At 56.0% G+C, this 22,542-nt stretch carries 19 protein-coding genes and 2 pseudogenes; 14 read left to right on the forward strand and 7 right to left on the reverse strand.

The window, feature by feature from the left end; all coding sequences use genetic code 11:
* Positions 1 to 183 precede the first annotated feature (183 nt).
* Positions 184 to 399 carry an aspartyl-phosphate phosphatase Spo0E family protein gene (locus OMP40_RS06425; protein ID WP_277530101.1) on the forward strand — a complete coding sequence of 72 codons (216 nt, stop codon included), beginning with the start codon at positions 184 to 186 and terminating at the stop codon, positions 397 to 399.
* Here OMP40_RS06425 and tadA read toward each other — a convergent pair.
* On the reverse strand, positions 388 to 846 hold the full coding sequence (gene tadA, locus OMP40_RS06430; protein WP_277530103.1) for a tRNA adenosine(34) deaminase TadA: 459 nt from the start codon (positions 844 to 846) through the stop codon (positions 388 to 390). The two genes, OMP40_RS06425 and tadA, sit on opposite strands and share 12 nt — an antisense overlap.
* Before the next feature lie 241 nt (positions 847 to 1,087).
* Between tadA and OMP40_RS06435 the strand changes: the two genes are divergently transcribed.
* Positions 1,088 to 1,933, forward strand: coding sequence for a hypothetical protein (locus OMP40_RS06435; protein WP_277530104.1), 846 nt, complete (start codon positions 1,088 to 1,090; stop codon positions 1,931 to 1,933).
* Between the two features lie 119 nt (positions 1,934 to 2,052).
* On the opposite strand, the gene OMP40_RS06440 is transcribed toward OMP40_RS06435, so the two are convergent.
* Complete coding sequence (locus OMP40_RS06440; RefSeq protein WP_277530106.1) at positions 2,053 to 2,913, reverse strand: flagellar motor protein MotB; 861 nt, start codon at positions 2,911 to 2,913, stop codon at positions 2,053 to 2,055.
* A complete protein-coding gene (gene motA, locus OMP40_RS06445) occupies positions 2,891 to 3,700 on the reverse strand; it encodes a flagellar motor stator protein MotA (protein WP_277530109.1) in 810 nt (269 codons plus the stop codon). The genes OMP40_RS06440 and motA overlap by 23 nt, the downstream gene beginning before the upstream one ends.
* Positions 3,701 to 3,913: 213 nt before the next feature.
* On the opposite strand from motA, the gene OMP40_RS06450 reads away from it, so the two are divergent.
* On the forward strand, positions 3,914 to 4,183 hold the full coding sequence (locus OMP40_RS06450) for a TFIIB-type zinc ribbon-containing protein (RefSeq protein WP_338131041.1): 270 nt from the start codon (positions 3,914 to 3,916) through the stop codon (positions 4,181 to 4,183).
* A 157-nt stretch (positions 4,184 to 4,340) separates the two neighbouring features.
* Here OMP40_RS06450 and OMP40_RS06455 read toward each other — a convergent pair whose 3' ends face one another.
* The gene (locus OMP40_RS06455) at positions 4,341 to 4,820 is read right to left on the reverse strand and encodes a GNAT family N-acetyltransferase (protein ID WP_277530111.1); all 480 of its coding nucleotides are present in this window, start codon (positions 4,818 to 4,820) and stop codon (positions 4,341 to 4,343) included.
* A 406-nt stretch (positions 4,821 to 5,226) separates the two neighbouring features.
* Here OMP40_RS06455 and OMP40_RS06460 point away from each other — a divergent pair, with 406 nt between their 5' ends.
* From OMP40_RS06460 to OMP40_RS06480, 5 genes are all read left to right on the forward strand, one after another.
* The gene (locus tag OMP40_RS06460; protein ID WP_277530113.1) at positions 5,227 to 6,258 is read left to right on the forward strand and encodes an MFS transporter; all 1,032 of its coding nucleotides are present in this window, start codon (positions 5,227 to 5,229) and stop codon (positions 6,256 to 6,258) included.
* 288 nt (positions 6,259 to 6,546) lie between these two features.
* Positions 6,547 to 7,413: a sulfurtransferase gene (locus OMP40_RS06465; protein WP_277530114.1), complete on the forward strand. Its 867-nt coding sequence runs from the start codon at positions 6,547 to 6,549 to the stop codon at positions 7,411 to 7,413.
* Positions 7,414 to 7,937: 524 nt separating this feature from the next.
* Positions 7,938 to 8,171, forward strand: coding sequence for a hypothetical protein (locus OMP40_RS06470; protein WP_277530116.1), 234 nt, complete (start codon positions 7,938 to 7,940; stop codon positions 8,169 to 8,171).
* Positions 8,116 to 9,768, forward strand: coding sequence for an AIPR family protein (locus OMP40_RS06475; protein WP_277530118.1), 1,653 nt, complete (start codon positions 8,116 to 8,118; stop codon positions 9,766 to 9,768). Before OMP40_RS06470 ends, OMP40_RS06475 begins: the two co-directional genes overlap by 56 nt.
* A 1,290-nt stretch (positions 9,769 to 11,058) precedes the next feature.
* On the forward strand, positions 11,059 to 11,844 hold the full coding sequence (locus OMP40_RS06480; RefSeq protein ID WP_277530119.1) for an ankyrin repeat domain-containing protein: 786 nt from the start codon (positions 11,059 to 11,061) through the stop codon (positions 11,842 to 11,844).
* 53 nt (positions 11,845 to 11,897) lie between these two features.
* Here OMP40_RS06480 and OMP40_RS06485 read toward each other — a convergent pair whose 3' ends face one another.
* Complete coding sequence (locus OMP40_RS06485; RefSeq protein ID WP_277530121.1) at positions 11,898 to 12,281, reverse strand: hypothetical protein; 384 nt, start codon at positions 12,279 to 12,281, stop codon at positions 11,898 to 11,900.
* A 389-nt stretch (positions 12,282 to 12,670) separates the two neighbouring features.
* On the opposite strand from OMP40_RS06485, the gene OMP40_RS06490 reads away from it, so the two are divergent.
* Positions 12,671 to 13,633, forward strand: a complete 963-nt coding sequence (locus OMP40_RS06490) for an alpha/beta hydrolase family protein (RefSeq protein WP_277530123.1) — start codon at positions 12,671 to 12,673, stop codon at positions 13,631 to 13,633.
* An 88-nt stretch (positions 13,634 to 13,721) separates the two neighbouring features.
* Here the strand turns inward: OMP40_RS06490 and OMP40_RS06495 are convergent.
* Positions 13,722 to 14,956: pseudogene (locus OMP40_RS06495) on the reverse strand (NAD(P)/FAD-dependent oxidoreductase).
* Positions 14,957 to 15,104: 148 nt separating this feature from the next.
* Here OMP40_RS06495 and OMP40_RS06500 point away from each other — a divergent pair.
* The 5 genes and pseudogenes from OMP40_RS06500 (at position 15,105) to OMP40_RS06520 (ending at position 18,153) form a co-directional block, all read left to right on the forward strand.
* Positions 15,105 to 15,641: a staygreen family protein gene (locus OMP40_RS06500; RefSeq protein ID WP_277530125.1), complete on the forward strand. Its 537-nt coding sequence runs from the start codon at positions 15,105 to 15,107 to the stop codon at positions 15,639 to 15,641.
* 23 nt (positions 15,642 to 15,664) lie between these two features.
* Complete coding sequence (locus OMP40_RS06505) at positions 15,665 to 15,853, forward strand: hypothetical protein (protein ID WP_277530127.1); 189 nt, start codon at positions 15,665 to 15,667, stop codon at positions 15,851 to 15,853.
* A gap of 8 nt (positions 15,854 to 15,861) precedes the next feature.
* Positions 15,862 to 16,752: an AI-2E family transporter gene (locus OMP40_RS06510; RefSeq protein ID WP_277530129.1), complete on the forward strand. Its 891-nt coding sequence runs from the start codon at positions 15,862 to 15,864 to the stop codon at positions 16,750 to 16,752.
* Between the two features lie 129 nt (positions 16,753 to 16,881).
* Positions 16,882 to 17,364, forward strand: coding sequence for a MarR family winged helix-turn-helix transcriptional regulator (locus OMP40_RS06515; RefSeq protein WP_277530131.1), 483 nt, complete (start codon positions 16,882 to 16,884; stop codon positions 17,362 to 17,364).
* Positions 17,365 to 17,390: 26 nt separating this feature from the next.
* Positions 17,391 to 18,153 (forward strand): annotated as a pseudogene (locus OMP40_RS06520) (SDR family NAD(P)-dependent oxidoreductase).
* A gap of 86 nt (positions 18,154 to 18,239) precedes the next feature.
* On the opposite strand, the gene OMP40_RS06525 reads toward OMP40_RS06520, so the two are convergent.
* Positions 18,240 to 22,340, reverse strand: a complete 4,101-nt coding sequence (locus OMP40_RS06525; protein WP_277530132.1) for an Ig-like domain-containing protein — start codon at positions 22,338 to 22,340, stop codon at positions 18,240 to 18,242.
* Between the last annotated feature and the right edge of the window lie 202 nt (positions 22,341 to 22,542).

Genomic DNA, 22,542 nt, shown 5'->3' on the forward strand with positions numbered 1-22,542 from the left:
GTGCAACCGATGTAATAACGTGTAAAAATATGAATGTCAAAAAATGAGAGAAATTAACTCATTTTGATCGACATTATTCAACATTAATCGAAAACTTCTTCCTTTATAATAAGTATACTCATTCGCACGGCTGCAAGGCTGCTAAGCATCTTAGCGATTACCACAGAAAGGGGCGGAGCCGCATTGGATCCCCACCCATTAATCCACCGTCTCGAGCAGCTTCAGCGCAGGCTGTGCGAGATGGCCGCCCAGTTGGACAAGCTGACCGACCCGGAGATCGTCGCCGTTAGCGAAGAGGCGGACCGTCTCATCGTCCAGCTGCAGCGCATGCATATGGAAGAACAGAGCTTGAAGAAGATCGAAGCCAAGTCCGCTGCGGAGCCGCCGTCACTTTCTTGACCGGAGCCGCCTGAAAAAATGCCTGAGCAAATCCGCGCATTCCTCTTGAAGGACGCCGGAGGTCCATTCGGCCCGATGATTGAAGCGCGCGTCCTGCAGCAGATCCATCAACGTGCCCACGCAGCCCGCCTTCGGATCGGGGGCGCCGTATACGACCCGCTCGACACGCGATTGAAGGATCGCGCCGGCGCACATCGGGCAGGGCTCGAGCGTCACGTACAGCGTGCAGCCCAGCAGGCGCCAGGCCTCCAGCGAGTCGCTGGCTTGCCGAATGGCGACCATCTCCGCATGGGATGTCGGATCCAGGCTCGTCTCCCGCAGGTTGTACCCGGCTCCTACGATGCGTCCCTCCTTGACGACGACCGCGCCGATCGGCACCTCGCCCAGCTTTTCCGCCATCTCCGCCTGCTTGATCGCTTCCAGCATCCATCTCTCGTCTTCCGTCACGTACCGTGCGCTCCTCTCGCTCATCCCGCGAACATGCATTCGTTGTTAACATGGTGTGTATAGAAATGTGGATAACTAAGCGCTTTTCCACAGAGTTATTCACATGTTGTGCAAGGGTGTGGGTATAACTGATTTTTATTGTAACAGAGTGCAAAAGAAGTTCAAATTCGCCCCGAAACGCGAATATATATAGCCTGTAGACGAGCCGCCAAGGCGCGGAGCGGAAGAGGAGGCATGCGAATTGGGAAAAAGGGGATGGACGGAACGGTTCCGGCAGGCGACCGATCTGACGCCGGCAGGCAAGACGCCGCTGCTTGGCGCAGCGCGCTGCACGGCCGACGAGATGCGCGGCTACGTCGCGCGGCGCAATCCCGAGGCGCCCGATCTGGCCGGGCGCTATCTGGCGGCGGGCGAGCGGTACGGCTTGCGCGGAGATCTGGCGTTCTGCCACGCGGTGCACGAGACGAACGCTTGGCGCGGCAGGGGCGAGGAAGGCTTGGGCTGGACCGCGGCAGCGGCAGGACTGGCGGCGATGGGATGGGGCCGCGCCGGTCTTCAGGGGGACGAGATCGAGCAAGCGGTCGAGGCGCATATGATGAGGCTCGCGCGGTACGCTTTTCCCGAGCGGTTCGCTCAGGCGAAGGAGGCGGCGGACAGCGCTGCGGGGCGGCCGGCAGTCTATCGGAAATGGACCTATTGGGAGGACCTGGACGGCGTCATCCACCCGGCGCGCAGGGACGGGAGCGGTACGGTCGCGATCTGGCGGCGGATGCTGGAGTGGGCAGGCAAAGGAGGAGAGAGCCGAATGAACAGCAATGTCCATGGCATCGGCGATGCGGAAAAAAGAGCCGGAGGCGGCGCGCAGGATGAGCTTCGTACGGGCGGCAGCGCGGGGGACGGTACGGAGCTGCAATGGCTGCTCGCGCGCGGGTTGGTAAGCGAGCCCGCGCCGGCGGCAGGCCGGGCGGTGACCTGGGCGGAGCTCGCGGGCCTGCTGCGCAGATGGGAAGAGGGCGCGGGGCCGAAGCGATCGGAGCCCGGGGCGCCGGAGGCAGCGATTTTCAAGACGGAAGCGAAGTCGGACTGAGCGCTTGGAGGCGCCTTCGACCGGGGAGGACGCCATCGCCCGCTCAACAAGCGGCGGATGGCGCTCTCCGCATACATAAAAATCCCCTTCCGTCCGAAGACTGAAGGGGATTCGCGCATTTAATTGACGTTGATGGCGGAGGCTTCGTGGGCGATCGCGTCCAGCTGCATGCTCTCCGTCGTATTGTCGGTGTACTTGCGGAGAATCGAGACTTCGACGCGGCGATTTTTGGATCGGCCGGCATCGGTGTCGTTCGAGTCGAGCGGCCGGTATTCGCCGTAGCCGATCGCGCTGAATTTGCGCGGGTCGAACGCTTGATTCTCCAGCAGAATCTTCATGAAGTTGATCGCGCGCTTGGAGCTCAGCTCCCAGTTGGAGGCGAACTCGTACGTGTTGATCGGCTGGTTGTCCGTATGGCCCGAGACGATGATCTCGTAGTCGGGATAGGTCTTGAGCATGTTGCCGATCGCGACGGCCAGCTTGCGGGCTTCGGGCTTCACGTCGGCGGTGCCGGACGGGAAGAGGGCGTTGTCCCGGATCGTGATCATGAGCTGGGACTGGTTCAGGTTCGTCTCGAGCTGGCTCGACAGGCCGCCCTTCTTGATGTACTGGTCGAGCTGCTTTTTCAGCTTCTCCAGATTCTCCTGCTCCTGCTTGGCGAGCGTCTGGCGGCTGCTCTGCTCGGTGCGGGTGAGCGCCTCTTGATTCTTGTTCGTATCGGCGCGCGCCTCGCGCTGCCGCTTGCCCAGATCGTCCGTCTCGCTCTCGATGGCGGCGGACTTGTCCAGGATGCTGATGCCGGAGGAGAAGGCGGACTTGAACGCCTCGCTAAGCTCCTCGAGCTTCGATACGTTGACCGAGCTCGCCGCGTACAGCACGATGAACAGGGCGAGCAGCAGCGTCATGAGGTCGGAGTAGGGAAGGAGCCAGGATTCGTCCGCGTGCTCCTCGTGTTCTTCATGCCGATGCTTTTTGCTCACGGTCTGAATCCTCCTTCTCGGCCATCTCCTTGCGCTCGGTCGGCGTCAGGAAGACGGACAGCTTCTGCTGGATCGCCGTCGTCGATACGCCGGACTGGATGGAGAGCAGGCCTTCGACCATCATCAGCTTCAGCTGCACTTCGCGTTTGGACATGCGCTTGAGCTTGTTGGCGATCGGATGCCAGAGGACGTAACCGGTGAAAATACCGAGCACGGTCGCGACGAACGCGCCGGCGACGGCATGGGCGAGCTCGCCCATGTCTTCAAGGTGGCCGAGCGCGGCGATCAGGCCGACGACGGCGCCGAGTACGCCGAGCGTCGGCGCGTACATGCCCGCCTGGGAGAAGATCAGGGCGCCGGATTTGTGCCGATCCTCGGTCGCGGAGATGTCCTCGAGCAGCACGTCATGCACGAAGTCCTGATCGTTGCCGTCGATGATCATGCGCATGCCGCTTTTCAGAAAGGGATCTTCGATCTCTTCGACGCGGGCTTCCAGCGCAAGGAGGCCTTCGCGGCGGGTGATCGAAGCCCATTCGACGAACATGCCGACGACTTCCTGGCGGGAGAGCAGCTTCGGCTCGTTGAAGATGAGCTTGAACAGCTTAGGGACCTTCGCGAGGTCGCGCATCGGGAAAGCCATGCAGACGGAAGCGATCGTGCCTGCGACGATAATGACGTACGCGGCCGGATTGCTGATCAGCGAGCCCAGCGGCGCGCCTTTCAGGATCATGCCGATGATCAATGAGGCGAAGCCAAGCAAGAGTCCGATTACTGTTGAGTTTTTCATTATGGTTCGCACCCCGAATGTTCTATAAGATTCTAGTCAAAGCGGAAGAGGGCCCTTCCAGCGACACGGTAATAGGTTTATCGACATTTTCCAGTTAAACTGTTAGAGGATACGAAATGTTTTTGTGAAGAAAAAGTGCGCCGGCGAGACGGCTTGCAACCGGTAGCGCCTTCATCCGTAGTAGAGGAAAACAGGCAAAGGAGGCAGATCAAGTTGAATTGTCCGATTTGCGAGGGTTCGCGCATGCGCGAGGTGGAGAAAAACGGGATTCTGATCGACGTGTGTCCGAGCTGCAAGGGCGTCTGGCTGGACCGCGGAGAGCTGGACAAGCTGATGAACGACGTGCGCGAGGTGCGCGCGGAGTACAACGAATGGCATTACCGGGACGACGATGACGACCGCAGGCGTTATGCGCAGCAAGCCGAATTACCCGCCGCAGCAGTCCTACGATTCGCACCAGCAGCCCTACGGCAAGCACAATAGCGATTATTATAAGAAGAAAAAGAAAAAGAGCGTGTTGGACGTTTTCGGCGATTTGTTCGACTAGCTCGACAGGGATACAGACAAGAACCCGCTGCATTGTGGATGCAACGGGTCTTTTTTGTGGATGGATTGTGGATAAGATCGGGATAAACAGCGGTTATCCACCGAAAACCATGCAATAGACTTCGACTTCGCCGTGCGCCGCCTGACGCGAATAGCGGTCGGCGACCTTGAAGCCCGCCTTTTCGTAAGCACGGATCGCCCGCGCGTTCCAGGTCTCGACTTCCAGGTCGATCTGCGCGCCGGGATACCGCGAGCCGGCCTCCAGGGCGATCGCGCGGGCAAAGGCGGCGCCGCTGCCGCGTCCGCACCGGTCCGGACGCATGCCCATCCCGAGGCGCACGACGCCCTCCATCGGAAAAAATTGCGCGTAACCCACGAGCGCGCTGTGCTCGTCGCATACCGACACGTACTGCCGCCTGCGGATCTCCGCATCTCCGAATTCCTTGCCGTCGCGCGTCATCGCCCGCCAGGACGGCCAGCGGAACTGCTCGTAAGGCGCCGGGTAGCGCCATTCGCACACGGCTGCGGCGTCCGACTCGGACATCGGCCAGATATGGAATTGTGGCTTGCTCATCGGGCGGGCCCCCTAGCTGTCTGAACGTTGTCCGTGATGCTCTCCGGTATCTATTATATAGTGAGATATCCCGCCGGGACAGGGTTGGAAGACGCATCGGGGCCTGAATCGGCGACAGGAACAGCCAAATGCGCCATGACCTTCGCGCTGCGCCCGTGCTATGATGAAGGAACTTGACGGAAAGCTCCCGCCGGACGGCGGGGCGGAAGGAGTTCGCTTTACATGGTTCGGCTTATTTGGTTGGGATGTCTGGCCTATCTGACGGTCGGTCTCGGACAGCTCGTGGTCGGCGCGGTGATGGAGCCGATGGTCGGCGCCTACGGCGTGCAGTACGGGGACGGCGGACAGCTTATTATGAATCAATTTCTCGGGGGGCCTCGGCGGGACGCTTCTGGCGCCCTGGCTGATGCGGCTGCTGGGCAGGCGCGCGCTGCTGCTCGGCGCGATGTCGCTGATGGCCGCCGCCGAGATCGTATATACGCAGGCGCCGCCCTGGGGCGCGATGCTCGTCCTGGGTCCGGTCGCCGGCTTCGGGTTCGGCATCACGGAGACGGTCGTCGGCTCGTTCATCATCGGCTCCGCGGGCGAGAAGGGCAACGTGGCGATGAGCCGCGTGGAGATGTCCTTCGGCTTGGGCGCGCTGTTGATGCCGCTCGTCGGGGCGCTGCTCATCGACATCGACCGATGGCGCCTGGCGTTCGGCGTCGTCGGCGTTCTGGCCGCGATCACCGTCGCGTTGTGGGCGGCGTTCTGGCCGACGGTTCTGAACGTCGCGCCGGCGGTTGCCGCGCAGGTCGATGCGCATGGGAAAAAGGGGCAGGCATCCGTGCGCCTGCCGCTGCTCGGCACGGGACCTGCGCGCCCGGTGCTGATCGCATGCACCGCGTTCTTTTTCCTCTACGTCGGCTTCGAGATGAGCTACGCGCACTACCTGCCGACGCTGCTCGTACAGGAAGGCGGCATCACGGAAGCGACGGCGGCGCTGTCGCTTGGCGTGTATTGGGGCGCCATGACGCTCGGGCGGCTGTTCGCGGGGCAGCTGGCCGACCGGATCGGCAGCACGTCGTATCTGCTGTCGATGTGCGGAATCACGGCTTTTGCTTTTGCGCTGATGGGCCTCTTCGGCGGCCCGGCCCCGATGTTCGTGCTGGCGGCCGTCGCGGGTCTGGCGATGAGCGGCATGTTCGCGATCGCGCTCGTCTTCGCGAACCGCTTCGCCCCGGGCATGACCGAACGCACGACGAGCCTCCTGCTGGCGTGCGGCCTGTTCGGCGGCGCCGTGCTGCCGAAGCTCGTCGGCTGGAGCCTGGACGCGCTGGGCGACGACGAGACGCGGTGGCTGCTGGCCGGCTTCGCGGTGCTGCTGCTCGCGGTCGCCGCCGTCGCTTCGGCGGCGAGCCGTAAGGCGGCGCGCGCGGCGGCGAAGCTGGCGGCGTAGACCGCGGCGTTGCGCTATCGTGCAAAAGTGCGTCATCCAAGGCTGGTATGGCGGATGGGGGGGCTAGCTATCGCGCAAAAGTGCGCTGTAGCGTGTCCTTTTACCCGAGAAGCCGGGTGTTTTGGGTAATAATCGTGCACTTTTGCGCGGTAGGCAGAAGCGACGGACGGACGCGGCGCTCGATCGTGCACTTTTGCGCGATAGCCTGATGCAGGCCCGCCCTTCCGGCGGTGCAGCCCGATCCGGTATAATGCCTGTATAACCTTATCTGAAAGAAGGCGTTGTTCCTTGAATCATATCGTATCGCTCAAGTGGCTGCTGGCCCGTCTCTACGAATCGGATCTCGTCATCGTCGACTGCCGCTTCCAGATGGGCAAAGGCCAGGAGAACGCGGGCCGAGAGGCTTACGAAGCAGCCCACATCCCGGGCGCCGTCTATCTCGATCTTGAAAAGGATCTGTCCGCCCCGGTCGAGCCTGACGGTCACGGCGGACGCCACCCGCTGCCGGACGCCGCGCAGCTCACCGGCACGTTCAGCCGCGCCGGCATCGGCAACGCATCGCGTGTCGTCGCCTACGACGACCAAGGCGGCGCCATGGCTTCGCGGCTGTGGTGGCTGCTGAAGTATCTCGGGCACGACCAGGTGTACGTGCTGGACCAAGGCTTCACCGCCTGGCGCGAGGCCGGGTATCCGGTAAACGCGGAGCAGCAGGTGCGCATCCCGGCGCCGTTCCTGGCCGAAGTCCGGCACAGCATGCTCGCCGAAGTCGACGACGTGCGCGAGCTGCTCGGCACCGACAAGGCAACCCTCATCGACTCGCGTGAGCCCGCGCGCTACCGCGGCGAAGTCGAGCCGCTCGACAAGGCCGCCGGGCATATCCCGGGCGCGATCAACCGCTTCTGGAAGGACGCGCTGAACGAGCAGGGCGGCTGGCGCGACGAGACCGCGCAGGCCGCGCGCTTCGAGGGACTGGCCAAGGACGCGCCGCTCATCGTGTATTGCGGCTCGGGCGTTACGGCTACGCCGAACGTGCTCGCGCTGCAGGAGGCCGGGTATACGAATGTGAGGTTGTATGCTGGGAGCTGGAGCGATTGGATTTCGTATGAGGAAAATCTGGTTGCGGTGGGGGACGAGGAAGGACAGAAAGACGAGTAGCAGTTTTGAGGTTGAGTACATCGCCAGGTGGCTTGCATGCCCAGGCGGTGTATTTTTTTATGGCTAGAAGTCTACACGGAGTCAACACGCGACGGCTCGAGTTTACGTTCGTATGCCCAAGAAGCACCTCTGTCGGCAACTTCTTAACTTTATTTGAGTCAACAATTTAAAAAAATGACAGTTAGTATCAACGAAAATTCAACATAGTAACCCACAACTTTCTCCCTATGATGAGTTAGCCGCAACCGAGTGCTGACGTTAAAACATACAACTTTTGTTATATAGAGCTGGAGGATAATTATTACAATAGTCCTAAATTCATGTTACTATTAAGAACAAGCTGAAAAACAATGTTTGGAGGGTTATATCAATGAATCAAATAATTAAAAGTTTTTTAGATACTCACATAAAAGAGTACGGGATTGAATCTCTACACCCGAATATAGCCTTTGAGCATTTCTGTAATAGGCTAATTGTGAATAAGTATGTTGTGGAAAGATTCTCACCAGATGATATCATGACGGTTGAAGGGGGAGGTTGGGTTAGATGGAATTGCGATAATTGTTAATGATATGTTAGTTATTAATGAGGATACGTTAAATGAAGCGTTAAATATCTCTGCAAAGGTAGAAGTTAAGTTTGTTTTTCTTCAAGCAAAAACTAGCGATAGATTTGATGGCGATGAAATGGGAACTTTCTTTTATGGAGTTAAGAGTTTCTTTTTTACCAACGGAACAGAGGCCAAAAACAAACGTTAAAATTGAAGAACTAATAAAACTTAAAGACTTGGTATATACAAGAAGTATCGATTTTTCGTCAAAACCAGAACTGCATCTATTCTATATAAGTTGTGGAAAGTGGAGTAATGAAACAAACCTAAATGATAGGGTAAAGGTAGAGTGTGATTACTTCAGGTCAACGCAAGATTTTGAAAGAGTTAATTTTTTTCCCTATGATAATGACAACATTATAATTACATATAAGGAATTAAAGAAGAAAATAAGCAAGAAAATTATTATGGAAAAGAAATTTACCTTTCCTCCTATGGTTAACATAAAGCAAGCTTACGGAGGCCTTGTAAAATGCAAGGACTTTGTTAATATACTGCAAGATAACGAGGGGAATATGTTACGGAACATTTTTGAGGATAACGTGAGAGACTTTCAAGGCTATAATCCAGTAAACACTGAGATTCAAAAGACAATAAACAATTCAAATGAGCAAAAATGGTTTTCCGTACTGAATAACGGGTTAACAATTATCGCAAAAAGGATTGATCCAACAGGAGATGAAGTCGAAATATTCGACTATCAAATAGTTAACGGTTGTCAAACAAGTTATGTATTGTATGAGAATAAAGATAAGCTAAATGAAGACATGTATCTATTTATAAAATTAATTGAAGTTGAGAATCAAGAAGTGCTAGATAGAATTGTATATACAACAAATAGACAAACAGAAGTTAAATCAGAGGCATTTGCTTCAACGAAACCATTCCATAAGAATTTGGAGGACTATTATAACTCTATAGAACCAGAGTTTCGACTTTATTATGAAAGAAGATCGAAACAATATGATTTGGTGGACAGTGTTAATAAAAACAATGTAGTTACACTTTCTTCACAGATAAATTCTTATATTTCTATGTTCCTAAATTCCCCGCATAGCACACATAGATATTACGGAGAATTACTACGGAATTACGACAGACAGTTATTTGTTGAGGGTAGTTTGTATGAGCCTTACTACGTGTCCGCATATATGCATTATTTCGTAAACAACTCTATTAAAACTGGAAAGATTCAAAAATCTAAGTATCATCAGTTTAAATATCATTTAGTCTGTGCTATAAAAGCACTATTAGTTGGGAAAGAGATATTACCACCGAACAGTCGCGCTTTAAAGAAGCAGTGCGAGGTTATTTTTAAAGAAATTAGAAATAATAAATTCGATACCGTACTCTCTGTTGCAACTTCTTGTTTAGACGAGGCTATAAATCGAAGTACTAATGTATCTAAAGAGAATTTGCATCGTAGTAAAGATCTTACACAAACATTGCTAGATGTAGTGTCAGAGTACTCACATGCTATGAACAATACTTCTTATCTTAAAAGTGGGGATATAGTTTCTTGTGTAGTTAAAAATATTGAAGATTACTATTTTCTGGTTGATATTAAAACTGACGATGTAAGGAATAGTGGTTCAGTCCATATATCTAGAATCGCGGATCGGTACATAAGGGAGATTCGTGATGAGGTAGGTGTCGCGCAAATCATTCAAGCAAAAATAATAAATGATGATTATTATGAGAACTGGTATGGATGGAAATTATCAATGGTCTTGGGTAAAGAGTGACTCTACAAAAGTTAAGAGTCAGCAAGCTTACCTTTTAGAGCTATAACTGGATTGGGTATCTGCTATAGTCCCATCAGCTGCGAGGAGGACTCGGCTTTGAGACGCTAGGCTCACGAGGTCGGAGAGAAAGGAAATTGGCGTTGCGGAGACATGGGCGGCTGTACACGGACACTAAGCTTCAGAACAGGCGGTTGTCCACGGGCTGTGGGCAGATCAGTCATAAGCCAGCTACAGCAGAGTGCCTTACGGACGAGGGGCTACGCTTATCGTGCCCGGGCCTGCCCAAAGGGCATGGGCAACCTACACGCCCTCGTCGGCAAGAGGAAGAAGGGTACTTGTCCAGCGGCCCGGAGATAAAACAAAGTTTCCAGAAATCGGATAGAGAGATAATACAGAGTACAGTGTCAGTAGGTTCTTTTTTTTGTTGTTTTTGTTTTTGGGCTTTTGGGCAATGTAGGTTTGTTCCTTCGCCAGCAAGGGGGGGCCAAGGCTGCCCAGAGGTCTTGGGCAGACGTGGGCAGACGTGGGCAGGCTGGGCAGGCCTGCTCGTGTGGTCGGGGCGCTGTACTTTCAGTTCGGTCTCCTTCTCTGCCGACCGCTGTCGCCGCCCTGCTCCCCCCGGTCATGCCTGTACGGTTCCGTCGTGTTTTTTGCTCTGCGGTACAATGGCGTTGACGGGTCGCCATGCCGATCTTTATCGCTCACGACCGAGAGTGAGGGCACGGCTTGCATGGTTCTTGGAGCAATGGCGCTAACGGGACAACGTACCCCTGCTTGGCGTTCCCCGACTTGGTCTGATGTATGCAGCAAGATATCGAATATACACTTCTCCGATTGGAGTGATTGGATTACATACGCTGACAATCCGATCACGACGGGAGAAGAAGAATAGGGGTAAGGACGCGGCGGACGCGGGTTTGGGGGGCTGTGACAGGTTGGGAGCAAATTACCTGTTGCAGCCTTTTTTGGGCTTTTCTGTCAACAGCTTGCAAACAAGAAGTAAAGGAAAGTGTTAGCAGGAAGCCAGGAGCCAGCCACAGTCCGGCGATGGGAACAGGTGGTTGTCGAATGTTCGTGACCCTTGCGTGCGGAGCAAGAGTCCAGCCGCGATTCAGAAAGCATGGATAAACCAATACTCCAACCATTACGAACGAAGCAGGACATTATTATCATTCCAAGAATACTTCAAGTACGGCGAATTTACGAAGTTCAAATTTAATTCAGTAATTAAAATACCACGTGAGCCATGAGGGATAGAGATAGGACTGATTATATATTGGGAGGTTGGATATGGACTATATTTACGAAGATGAAACGCTGGCAGTAACCATTATCAAAGCGATCCACACTGGCTATATTCCATCTTTGAAGCGACTGCTCGTCGAGAATCCAGGGTTGGCAAGGGCAAGAATTATCGGAAGAGACAATAGTAACGAAGGCGACAGCTATAGGATGTCTCGAACACTGTTGCATGTGGTGACCGACTGGCCCGGTCACTTTCCAAACGGATCGGCTACCGTGGGAGTGTTAGTCGAGTTCGGTGCGGAGGTGAACGCTCGTTTCGCGGGTTCGAACACCGAGACACCGCTGCATTGGGCTGCGAGTTCCGATGACATTGAAGTTCTTGACGCGCTTCTTGATGCTGGCGCCGACATCGAGGCGCCAGGTGCAGTGATTGCCGGCGGTACGCCACTGGACGATGCAGTAGCGTTTGCACAATGGCATGCAGCCCGTAGATTGGTTGAACGCGGAGCGGAGATTGCACTCTGGCATGCGGCTGCGCTTGGACAGATGGACGTAATAAAAGCTTATTTCGCCGGGAACACGCTTTCTGAGAGATATCCTTGGGGAGCAAATCGCGCTTCTCCTCCGAGCAAGGTTACCGTTGCCTTCTGGTGCGCTTGCCACGGAGGTCAGTTGCAGTCTGCAGAATACCTCCTCGAACAAGGTGCCGAACTGAACTGGATATCCGTCTGGGATGGATTAACTCCACTGGACGCAGCGCAACGTAGTTCTGCTACCGATCTTGTTCATTGGCTGCAGAGTCAAGGCGCCAAATCTGCCGGCGAATTGTGAAGGAAATTTCCTTACTCGTTGGAGGCTGACCTATGCATGCCGGTAACGTTACATTATCGTCTCGCCGTCCGCGCAAGCAGTGCGCCGAGCGTCGCGCCGTACAGGGCATGAGCGGCCATCCAGTACAGGAACGCGGACCCGTCGGTCAGAATCGGCGTGCGGTCGGACAGGGCGGAAGTCGGGTACAGGCAGAGTCCGACGGCGAGCCCGACGAAGGTCGCATAACGCGTCATGCGACCAGGCGCTACGCCCGTGCGGTTCATCCACCAAGACAGGCAGAGACCGAGCGCGACGGAGATCGCCAGATGTATTGCGAATTCTACCCGCTCGGGCATGGAGATTCGGTTGAGGACAGGCACGTAGTCCACGTTCAGCAGCAGCGTATAGACGGGCTTCGCGGTCGACCGCTCGACGAGCTTTAAGACGAGACCGAGCACGATGCCGGATACAGCGCCCGCATATACCGTTTTCGCGATTGATCTGGTTATGACGGATCACCTCGGGTATGGCATGAACGGTGAAGCGCTTGCGGCACTGCTCCGATCGCCAGCATAAGCATCCTTGCCTACACTAAGCTTAGCATAGCAACTTAAAAAATGTTAAAGGCATTTAACTGACGGAAAGAGGGATTCGCAAACCGGGTTTAACGAGGTTTATCCGAGTCTATCGCGGCTTAACGACAGGAACTTATGTGTTGTGGTAGTCGTTCCTTTCGCGAAGGTTCCCATGTCCAAGCAGAGCGATCGATCCGAAATGGTTGACGCGTCAACCGAATGGTGTTATTTTGACATTATGGTTGATATATCAACCGAAGGGGGGTCATTCCATGAGCAAGCCGTTTACTGAAGCTGCCGCTATTCCGATTGGCGATTCCACGCCCGTCATGACTTTTAGCCCCGTGGTGCTGTCGGTTCCGGGCCGTGTCGTAGATCTGGAGATCAAGGTCTCTGCGCCCGCGACTGGGAGCGGCCTGCCCGTGATTCTATTGTCGCACGGCCACGGGCCTTCGAACTTCGTGTCCTCGCTGCATGGCTACGCGCCTCTTGCAAACTTCTGGGCTGCTCACGGTTTTGTCGTGATCCAGCCAACGCACTTGGACGCGAAAATGTTGGGCCTGCGCGAAGCGGAAACCCCGGAGGCCCCGTTGTATTGGCGGTCCCGAGCGGAGGACATGCGCTTCATCCTTGATCGCCTCGACCAGATCGAGGCTGCCGTACCGGGGCTCGGTGGACGCATGGACAGGAGCCGGATCGCCGCGGTCGGACATTCGTTAGGCGGGCATACGGTAGGCATGCTGTGCGGTCAGGACGTAACGGATCCGGTCGACGGGAAAGCAGTGAACCTGCTCGACCCGCGTATCAAGGCCGGTGTCCTGTTGGCCGCCCCGGGCAGAGGCGAAGACCTCGCCGCGTTCGCATCGAAGCATTACCCGGTACTGGGATCAACTAGCTTTGCAAATATGACGACGCCGGCGTTAATCGTCGTAGGCGAGAACGACTGGAACCCCAGATTCTCGGATCGCAAGGATTGGCGTTCGGATGCGTATGATCTGAGCCCCGGTCCGAAATGCAAGTTGACGCTGTTCGGTGCGGAGCACGGGCTTGGCGGGGTTGCCGCGTACGACGCGGCGGAGACAACCGACGAGAACCCCGAGCGTGTGGCTGCGCTGCGAGCCCTCGTCTGGTCCTATCTCCGCACGGCGCTCTACCCGGAGGACGCTGCCTGGTCCCAAGCATGTGCCGCGCTGAAGAACGCACCGAATCCGCCAGGCATTATCGAATGCAAATGAAGATGTGAAGCCAAAGAAAAGCCGGGACAGCCGCCATTCCGGCAGCCATCTCGGCTTTATTTAATTCAAAGAGCGATCCCCCCCGTCATTAATCGACTAAAGCCTGCAACAGCGGTCGATCCTGCAAATACAGCGCCAGGTCGGGACTGTGCCCTTCGACGATGTCCTGGACGATAAGCTTGGCCAGCAGTTGACTGTATACGGTCCCGTTGTCGCCGTAGGCGAGCAAGAAGTAGCTGTTCGGATATTCCTCGTACTTCCCGATGATGGGCAGACCGTCCGTCATGCCGCCGTAAAAAAGCCGCAGAATAGAAGGCCGGCTCTACCCGAATGTCGGGGAACAGGCGGTTGAACGCGGCAAGCAGCATATCCTTCTTATGGAGCAGCTTGCTGTCCCGACGCTCGGGATAAGCTGTATTTTCGTCCAGGCCGCCGACGATGATTCGGTTGTCGACCGTCGTTCGCACATATAAATACGGGCGTGCGGTCTCCCACAGCAGCGTTCTGTTGTACCAGGATGACAGGTCTGCCACAGGTTGGGTCGTCACGGTGTAGGTGCTCACGAAAGAGGCTTGCTTCTCTTTGCGGATCTCCATATTCTCATAGCCGGCCGCAAAGATGACATGGCGTGCGTTGATTTCGCTCCCCGTCTTCGTCGTGACGATCATGCGCTGCCGCTGCCGGTCGTAATGATGGCCGTTCATCCCGCTATGTTCATAGACGCGTACCCCTCGTTTCGTCGCATATTGAAATAACGCATGGGTGAATTTGTACGGATTCAGCTCGCCATCGTCATAGGAGTAGATCGCTGCGTCTCGGCCGAACGGATACTTTTCTTGGATTTGCGCGCGATTCCAGAAGTCGATCTGGATGCCATGGCGCTTGATGAATTCGTATTCGTTTCGCAATCGGTCGATGTCCTCGGGGCAGCTCGCGGCATAAAGCGTGTCTCTGCGCCGGAATTCGCAATCGATATCCACGCTTCGGGAGGCAGCCTCGATCTCGTCGATGGCTTCTTTGAGCAGCTTCAGGTGCCGTCCGACGTATGTCTCCCCGAAGGTGTGGACCAGAGCGGTGAACATCTTCTCCCCCGAATATTGAATGATCGCGGTGTTCGTGCTCGTGCTGCCTCCGCCGATGCGCCCTTTTTCCAACACAACGACATCCAGTCCGCTGCCGGCCAGATAATACGCGCACTGCGCGGCAGAACTTCCGCCCCCGATGACGACCACATCGCAAGAGAGATCCTCCTCCAGGGAGGGAAAGGATGGGGCTTCGGGGGAAGGTGGTCGGCCAATAATAGGTTCCCGTTTGCAAGTTCATGGCGTACCTCCCGGCAGTAAGAATTCTATGTATACGATATCCAGAATTGTCCTGCGCATACATCGGCAACGAATCGCAGCGACGGCACACGCCTACGTCCATTCGCGCATAGGATTCAGTAAACATGGAATGGATGGGAGCGGGTAAGATGCGCGAATTCGACCCGGATAAGGTATTCGTACAGTACAGAAGCGGTATATGCCCTGCGACTCCTGTCGTCCCCAGAAGGTATACGCTCACCCACTCGGATGCGACGGGCGATTTATTTTTAACCATTGGCGCCTTTTATGCCCGGGATCGGATCAATGCCATGCGGGACGAGGTGTTGAGCGAATGGAAGCCGGCGGGAGCCTGCGTGCGTAACGTCTCGTGCGTCTACCTGGATAACGGCGAAATCGGGGAAGAGGCGGCGGCACGACGCAACGAAGTATTTAGACGCGAACTGCCCCTGGCCCTGACCGCCATCCGATATGGCGACCGGTTTTTATTCGACCGATGCCCCCGGCTCGATGCAGCGCCGATCATCGTCCGATTCGAGTCTGCCTATCCCCGGTATGCCGGACAGGAATATTGGGGCACGTTCAACGATTATAGGACGGACGATATCGGGGGAGGTCGTGTGCCGGAGCGATTGAACCTCTTTACGTCTTGCCGTCTCGTTTCTGTTCGTTCCTCCGGCGGGTAATAGAGCCAAAAGGAGGAGCTGCCGTGCCGCATGCGAAGTTTTTTCGAATCATTCTCAGCGTTATTTTTGTGCTGCTGGCGATCTTTCTTCTCTTCCTGGATCGCTTCATGTTCGCGCCGATCGTTCGGATGTTCGAAATTTTGATTTTGCCGATCTCGCTGTCCGGATTTCTCTATTACCTCCTCCGCCCGATCGTCGGCTTTTTTACATAACCGGGGGGATGAAGCGTTGGCTTGCCGTCACGCTGCTGTATCTGGTGTTCGCAGGGTTAATTGCCCTGTTCATCTGGCTGGTGTGGCCGACGCTGCGCGATCAGACGAATAACTTTATCAACAGCGCGCCCGAAGTCGTGGAGGACCTGAGCGATCAGGTTCAAGATAAGACTGAAGACGGGGGCGTAGTCTCCTCGGTCCTGCCGAAGTCTATCGATTTGGAAACCCGGATGTCGGAGTATGCCCAGAAGGCCGCCGCCTGGGCTTCTACGTACCTGACGAACATCATTTCCGTCATTTCCCGTGCCGTCGTGCTGATCGGAGTCGTGCCGGTCATCCTATTCTTTATGCTGAAGGACGGACGCAAGCTGGAGGATTCCCTCTTATATCTGGTGCCGCGCAAGTACAAGGCCGAAGGGCGTGCGGCCCTGTCGGAGATCGACGAAGCGCTCGGTTCGTTCATCGTCAGCCGGGTCGTGCTGAACATCATTCTCGGCGCGCTCATGTATGTCGGCTTCCTGTTCATCGGGCTTCCGTACGCGCTGCTTCTGGTGCTGATCTCCGTCGTGCTGAACTTTATTCCGTACATCGGCGCGATTATATCGGCGATCCCGATCCTCGTGGTCGCTTTTATGGAATCCCCCATGATGGCGCTCTGGTCGCTGCTCATTATTCTGGCCGCGCAGCAGATCCAGGACCATATCCTGACGCCGATCATCTTCGGGAAAACGATGGCGATTCATCCGGTTACCATCATTGTGCTCCTGCTGCTTGGCGGCGATCTCGCGGGCGTGCTGGGTATGCTGCTCATTATTCCGGCCTATATCGTCGTTAAAATTTTGCTGACGCACATTTACAAGCTTTTCTTTCAGGAGAAAGTGGAAGAGATCGTGGAATAGCGGAGCCGTCCCCTGCCCTTTGCAACAAGGGAGTGGACGATCCGCTTTTATGCGTATATACTTAGGTAAGTTATTTAATTAGTTACCAAAGTATTTGGTGACTTATGTACCTCGCGAGGAGTGAACGGATTGTCCAATGAGCAAAAGGCGATCGCAAAGCAGTTAATGGAATCGTACTTTCAATCGCAAGTGAGCGGCAACATGATGCAGAACCGCGCGGTATACAATCAGAAGCCGGGCGAGATCATGGTTCTCTACTTCATCAGTATGAATGTCCGGGATGGGGATGCGGGACTGATGGTGTCGGAGATCAGCGGAAAACTGAATGTGACATCGCCGACGATCACGCAGCATATCAACAGTCTGGAAGCGCAGGAGCTGGTCAGCCGTCATGCCGATCCCGCCGATCGGCGGGTCGTCAGAATCCGGCTTACGGAGCAAGGAAAAGCGTATATCCAGCGCATTAACGAAGCCCGCCTTAACATGTTCGTCGATCTGGTCAACCATCTTGGCGAGGAAGAGAGCAAGCAATTCGCCGATCTGATGAAAAAAGCCTCGGAATATATGCTCAAGCAACAGGCGTTATACATTCGAAGCTTCTCTGCGGAGTAATGGAATGGAAGGAAGGGGAAACGGTTATGAAATATACGGTAATTACGGGAGCCAGCTCGGGAATCGGGTATGAAGCGGCGCTTGCTTTTGCGGCTCGCGGAAAGAACTTGATCCTGGCAGCCCGCAGGACGAAGGAACTGGAAAGCTTAAAGTTAAAGGTGGCCGACCTGAACCCGGACCTGGACGTCGTCCTTCGGACGGTCGACTTGTCCGTTGCCGCCGAGGTTTATGAATTTTACGATAGCCTTGCGGATTATCCGATCGAGACCTGGATCAACAATGCAGGAGCCGGAAGCTTTGCGCCCGCCGGGCAGCAAAGTTTAACGAAAGTGACGGCGATGCTTCGCCTGAACGTCGAAGCTTTAACCGTTCTTACGACGCTTTATGTCCGCGATTACGCCGATGTCGAAGGGACGCAGATCATCAATGTTTCTTCGGGAGGGGGGCTACCAGATCGTCGGCAATTCCGTGGCCTACTGCGCCTCGAAGTTCTATGCAAGCGCCTTTACGGAAGGCGTCGCGCAGGAATTGAAGGAACGCGGCGCAGCGCTGCGGGCCAAAGTGTTGGCCCCCGCGGCGACGGCGACTGAATTCATCAAGAGCGCTTTGGATTTAGAAGCTTTTCATTATGAAGGCGTCGTTCCGAAGTTCCATACCGCCAAAGAAATGGCCGGGTTGATGTTGGATCTTTACGACAGCGAGAAAGTCGTTGGCATCGTGAACGGAAGTACGTACGACTTCGAGTTGAGAGATCCGATCTATCCGTATGTCGGGAGGGCGACAGGGTAGCATAAAAATAATAAAACGCCTCCTACCCACTTCACCGTGGAATAGGAGGCGTTTTTGTTAATGCTTCTGCTGTAATCGAAATCCCTTTAAATCAAGCCCGCCTGCTTGAGCAGCCGTTCTACGATAACCGCAACCTCGGCTCTCGTGATATTGGCTTTTGGCGCGAGCGAAGATGCGCTTCTGCCGAGGATTACGCCCGCTTGAATGCTGCTGGCGATGCCCCTGCGCGCCCAGGGGGCTGCTTCGTCCGCGTCCTTGTAGGAATTCAGCGTTCCTTCTGCCGCGGCTTCCGTCACCGCTGTCGCAGCCGACCCGTTCGTGATCGTCATGGCTTTGGCGAGGATCGCGATCGCCTGCTCGCGCGTGAGCTTGTCGTTCGGCCGGAATGTCCCGTCCTCGAAGCCGTTGATCAACTGATACGCATAAGCCGTTTGAACGGCTGCGCTGTACCAGTCGGCCGATTGAACGTCGGAGAATGCGCCTTGATCCTGGTTAAGGCCGATGCCCAGGCCGCGAACGATGATGGCTGCGAATTCCGCGCGCGTAATCTCGGTGTCGGGACTAAAGCGATCGTTGTCGATACCGTTGATGACCATACGCGAGCCCATGTTGTCGACGGACTTTTTGGCCCAATGACCGTTCATATCGGCAAATTCGAGCGGATGCCAGACGATCGCATACGTGCTGTTCGTCAAGCTGCTGATATGCGCGGTGTAGCTTCCGTCGACGACTTCGACTCGGGTCGGCACATGGCGCAACGTACCGTCCGGCTCGATGACGACGCCTGTCGTCACTTTGTCCGGATCCGTGCCGGCCGGCAGCGCGATCGTCCGTTCGACGTAAGCGCTGAACGTGGTGATCTCCGTGCTCGTCCCCGCGTACACCGCGCTTACCGTGAAGCTGACCGGGGATGCGACGACGGTAAACGATCCTTGGTCCGCGGCATGCGTCAGCAGCTTCGTCATCTCTGCGGATGGCGCTGCGATCTCGATCAGAATGGCGATGTCCCGCAGGTTGACCGAGCTGCCAAACTTGTTGGACAACGCTTCAACGTTGAATTGCTTCGCAGACAACGTATACGTCGCTTGTTTGGTTTTAAGCGCCACGACGGCGTTCATCTGCTCGAGGCTTTTAATCATTTGAGCGTTCAGTTGTCCGATCAGAATATCGGAGTTCGCAGTGAACGGCAAGGTGAGTACTGCGCCGGGTCCTGCTTCCGCCAGCAGCTTCTCCAGCTCGCGCTCATCGACCGCCAGCGTCGTCGCGGATCGGCCGTCTTTCTGACCGCCGGTCAGCTTGCCGATCTTGCTCGGACTTCCGTTGATCAACAAGTCCACGGTATTGTCGGACGCAGAGACCTGCTCCGTGTATATCGTGATGGAGCGTTCGGCCTGAACCTCGCTGTGGTTGCCGGCCGGGTCGATCGCATCGACCGTGATGGTGTACGCACCGTCGATCAGCGCGGCTGCCGGCTTGAACGCCCATTTGCCGTCGCTGTCCGCCTGCGCTTCGCTCGCTTCGCCGTTAATGGCGATCTTCACCGTACTGCCGGGCTCGACTGTTCCTTCGATCGTCGGCTGCTTGTCGGTCAATCGCGCATCGTCGATCGGGCTTGCGATGACAGGAACAGGAGGCGTCTTGTCAAAAACAACCGCGCTCGCATCCGTCGTCTGTACGACCGTCACGCCGGCATTCCCCGCCGGATCGCTAAATGCGATTTGCAGCGGGACAGCGCCCTCGGCATCGCTATCGGTCATCGTGTAGACTGCCGTGTAGGTGCCGCCAGCTTCGGTGGTCGCTGAAGCGTGTCCCGCGATGGTCACGGCAGGCGAAGCGGCCAGCCGTTCGCTGGCGCTGAAGGTTACCGTCACGGTATCCCCGACTTTGGCAAGGGACGGCGTCGCATTATCGCTGACGATGCGCACTTCGGTCAGTTCGGGCGCCATCGTGTCATAAACCGTGCTGTAAGGGGTAGACGCCACATTGCCGTTGCCCGCCGCATCGGCTGCCGAGCCGGAGGGAAGCGTCACGACAACGGAGCCGTCCGCCGCCGGCGTAATGACTGCGGTATACACGATATTGTCGGAAGTGCTCAGGTTGCTCGCGGTCCCGTTCGTGACCGCGAGATCGCCGACTGCGAATCCGGTGACGGCTTCGCTGAACGTGATCGTGACGTCGAACGCCGACTGATTCGTCGGATTCGCTGCAGTCGAGGCGATGCTCGCCGTCGGCGGCGTGCCGTCGTAGACGGTGCTGACCGAAGTCGGCGCCGCAGTGTTCGCATTGCCCGCAGCGTCGGTCACGACGTTCGCGTCCAGGCCAACCGTCACCGGCCCGTCCGCTGCCGGTCTGATGACGGCGGTATAGGTCGTGCCGTCCGCGGATTGCAGTTGGCTCGCGGACCCGTTCGTCACCGTAATATCCGTCGTCGAAAAGTCGAACGGAGGCTCGTTAAACGCCAACGTGACGACGAACGAAGACTGATTCGTCGGATTCGCGACCGATGAAGATAGACTCACCGTCGGTCCGGTCGTATCGTAGGTTACGACATGCGGCGTCGCGGCCGCATTAAAATTGCCATAATTGTCCATCGCTACGCCGCCAGCCACTTCGATGGTCACGGGACCTTCGGCTGTCGCGGTAATATCCGCGGTGTATACAAGACTGCTGACCTCCTCGAAATGATCGAGACTGCCGTTAGCGACGGTGACGTCCGCATCCGTGAATCCTAATACAGGCTCGCTGAAGGTAATCGTAATGCCAAAAGCAGCCTGAGCCGTCGGTCGGTTGATGCCCGACGAGATCGAGACGGTCGGCGAAGTGACATCCTGGACGACGACGCGAGCGGTGTTGCTGCGCACGCTGGCCGGATGCTGGCCCGGGACCGTGTTCGTGACGACGACATAGTAATACGAATCATGGGCTCCGCCTGTCGGCGCCAAGTAGGTGTCTTGCGTCTGACCCGTCAGCATAAAGCCGCCCGCATTGCTGTCCGTCGTATTGCGATACCATTGGTAGCTGAGCGTTCCGCCGCCCGTCACGCTCGCCTCGACGCTTAGCGTCGGGCTGTCGTCGCCCTCGCTAAGATCCGTGTGCGATAAGGGCTGCGTGTCGATGGTCGGCGCAGGCGCGCTCGGCAGCGCGTTCACTTTGACATGAGCGGTAGCGCTCGAGATGCTTGTCGGCTGATTGCCGTCGACCGTGTTGGTGACGATGACATAGTAGTACGAATCTTGCGCACTGCCTGTCGGCACCGAATAGGTGTCTTGCGTCTGGCCCGTCAGCATAAAGCCGCCCGCATTGCTGTCCGACGTATTGCGATACCATTGGTAGCTGAGCGTTCCGCCGCCCGTCACGCTCGCCGCGACGCTTAGCGTCGGGCTGTCGTCGCCCTCGCTAAGATCCGTGTACGATAAGGGCTGCGTGTCGATCGACGGCGCCGGCGCGTCCGGCAGCGCGTTCACTTTGACATGGGCGGTAGCGCTTCTGATGCTGGCTGTCTGCTTACCGACTGCGAAGCTGCTATCGGTATTCGTAACAACGACATAATAATAGGAATCCATCTCGGCGCCTGTCGACACCGTAATGGAGGCCCCTGTCTGGCCGTTCAGCATAAAGCCGCTTGTGTTGTCGTCCGTCGTATTGCGATACCATTGATAACTGAGCGTCCCGCTACCCGTCGCAGCTACGCTAAGCGTCGGGGCGGCATCTCCCACAGTCAGTCCCGTAGCTGACGCCGGCTGGGTCGCGATCGATGGCTCCGGCGCGTTTGGCAGCGCATTCACCGTCAGGTGCGCCAAGCGGCTCATCACCGTGTCCGTACCGTCGGATACATTAACGTAGTAGTCGGATTCGAACGGCGACCACGTGGGGACGTCCAAAGAAGGATCCGTTTTTCCCGAGAGCAGGTACGTACTCCCGCCGGAAGTGCGATACCATTGATAGCTAAACGGGCCGCCGCCGCCTCCCGCTTCGACAGTGAACGTTTGGGTCGCGGCCACTCCTTCGTTGATTACGATATCGAGCGGCTCCGCGGTAATTTCTAAGGGTGAAGCCGCATACGCGCTTCCCATGGCGGATAGAGCGCCACCGGCGATCATGGCGAGAATTAATAGGGCAGCGAACACGCGCTGCGACAATCCTCGTTTGTCGCTAAATCCTGATCCATCCACTTTTCTTCCTCTCAATGACATACCCCCCCGACAAAATTCCAAGCAAATTTTGACATCATTTTTATGTTAGCATGTTACTTTCGCAATAGATAGAAAATATTCGTTATGTAAGACTATTGGACTATGTACGTTTGATGAGCCGGGCTTCAAACCTGTGGTATCATGGTGTCGAGATGCGAACTGAGCAAGGCAATAATAAATATTTGTTTGAGATAGA

Origin of the sequence: Cohnella rhizosphaerae (genome assembly GCF_029525575.1) — a bacterium.
Lineage (GTDB): Bacteria > Bacillota > Bacilli > Paenibacillales > Paenibacillaceae > Cohnella > Cohnella rhizosphaerae.

Bases quoted from the DNA above. Each gene is read 5' to 3' on its own strand.
- motA (WP_277530109.1), bottom strand. From the start codon at position 3,700: ATGAAAAACTCAACAGTAATCGGACTCTTGCTTGGCTTCGCCTCATTG.
- OMP40_RS06455 (WP_277530111.1), bottom strand. From the start codon at position 4,820: ATGAGCAAGCCACAATTCCATATCTGGCCGATGTCCGAGTCGGACGCC.
- OMP40_RS06460 (WP_277530113.1), top strand. From the start codon at position 5,227: ATGCGGCTGCTGGGCAGGCGCGCGCTGCTGCTCGGCGCGATGTCGCTG.
- OMP40_RS06475 (WP_277530118.1), top strand. From the start codon at position 8,116: ATGGAGTTAAGAGTTTCTTTTTTACCAACGGAACAGAGGCCAAAAACA.
- OMP40_RS06480 (WP_277530119.1), top strand. From the start codon at position 11,059: ATGGACTATATTTACGAAGATGAAACGCTGGCAGTAACCATTATCAAA.
- OMP40_RS06490 (WP_277530123.1), top strand. From the start codon at position 12,671: ATGAGCAAGCCGTTTACTGAAGCTGCCGCTATTCCGATTGGCGATTCC.
- OMP40_RS06500 (WP_277530125.1), top strand. From the start codon at position 15,105: ATGCGCGAATTCGACCCGGATAAGGTATTCGTACAGTACAGAAGCGGT.
- OMP40_RS06510 (WP_277530129.1), top strand. From the start codon at position 15,862: ATGAAGCGTTGGCTTGCCGTCACGCTGCTGTATCTGGTGTTCGCAGGG.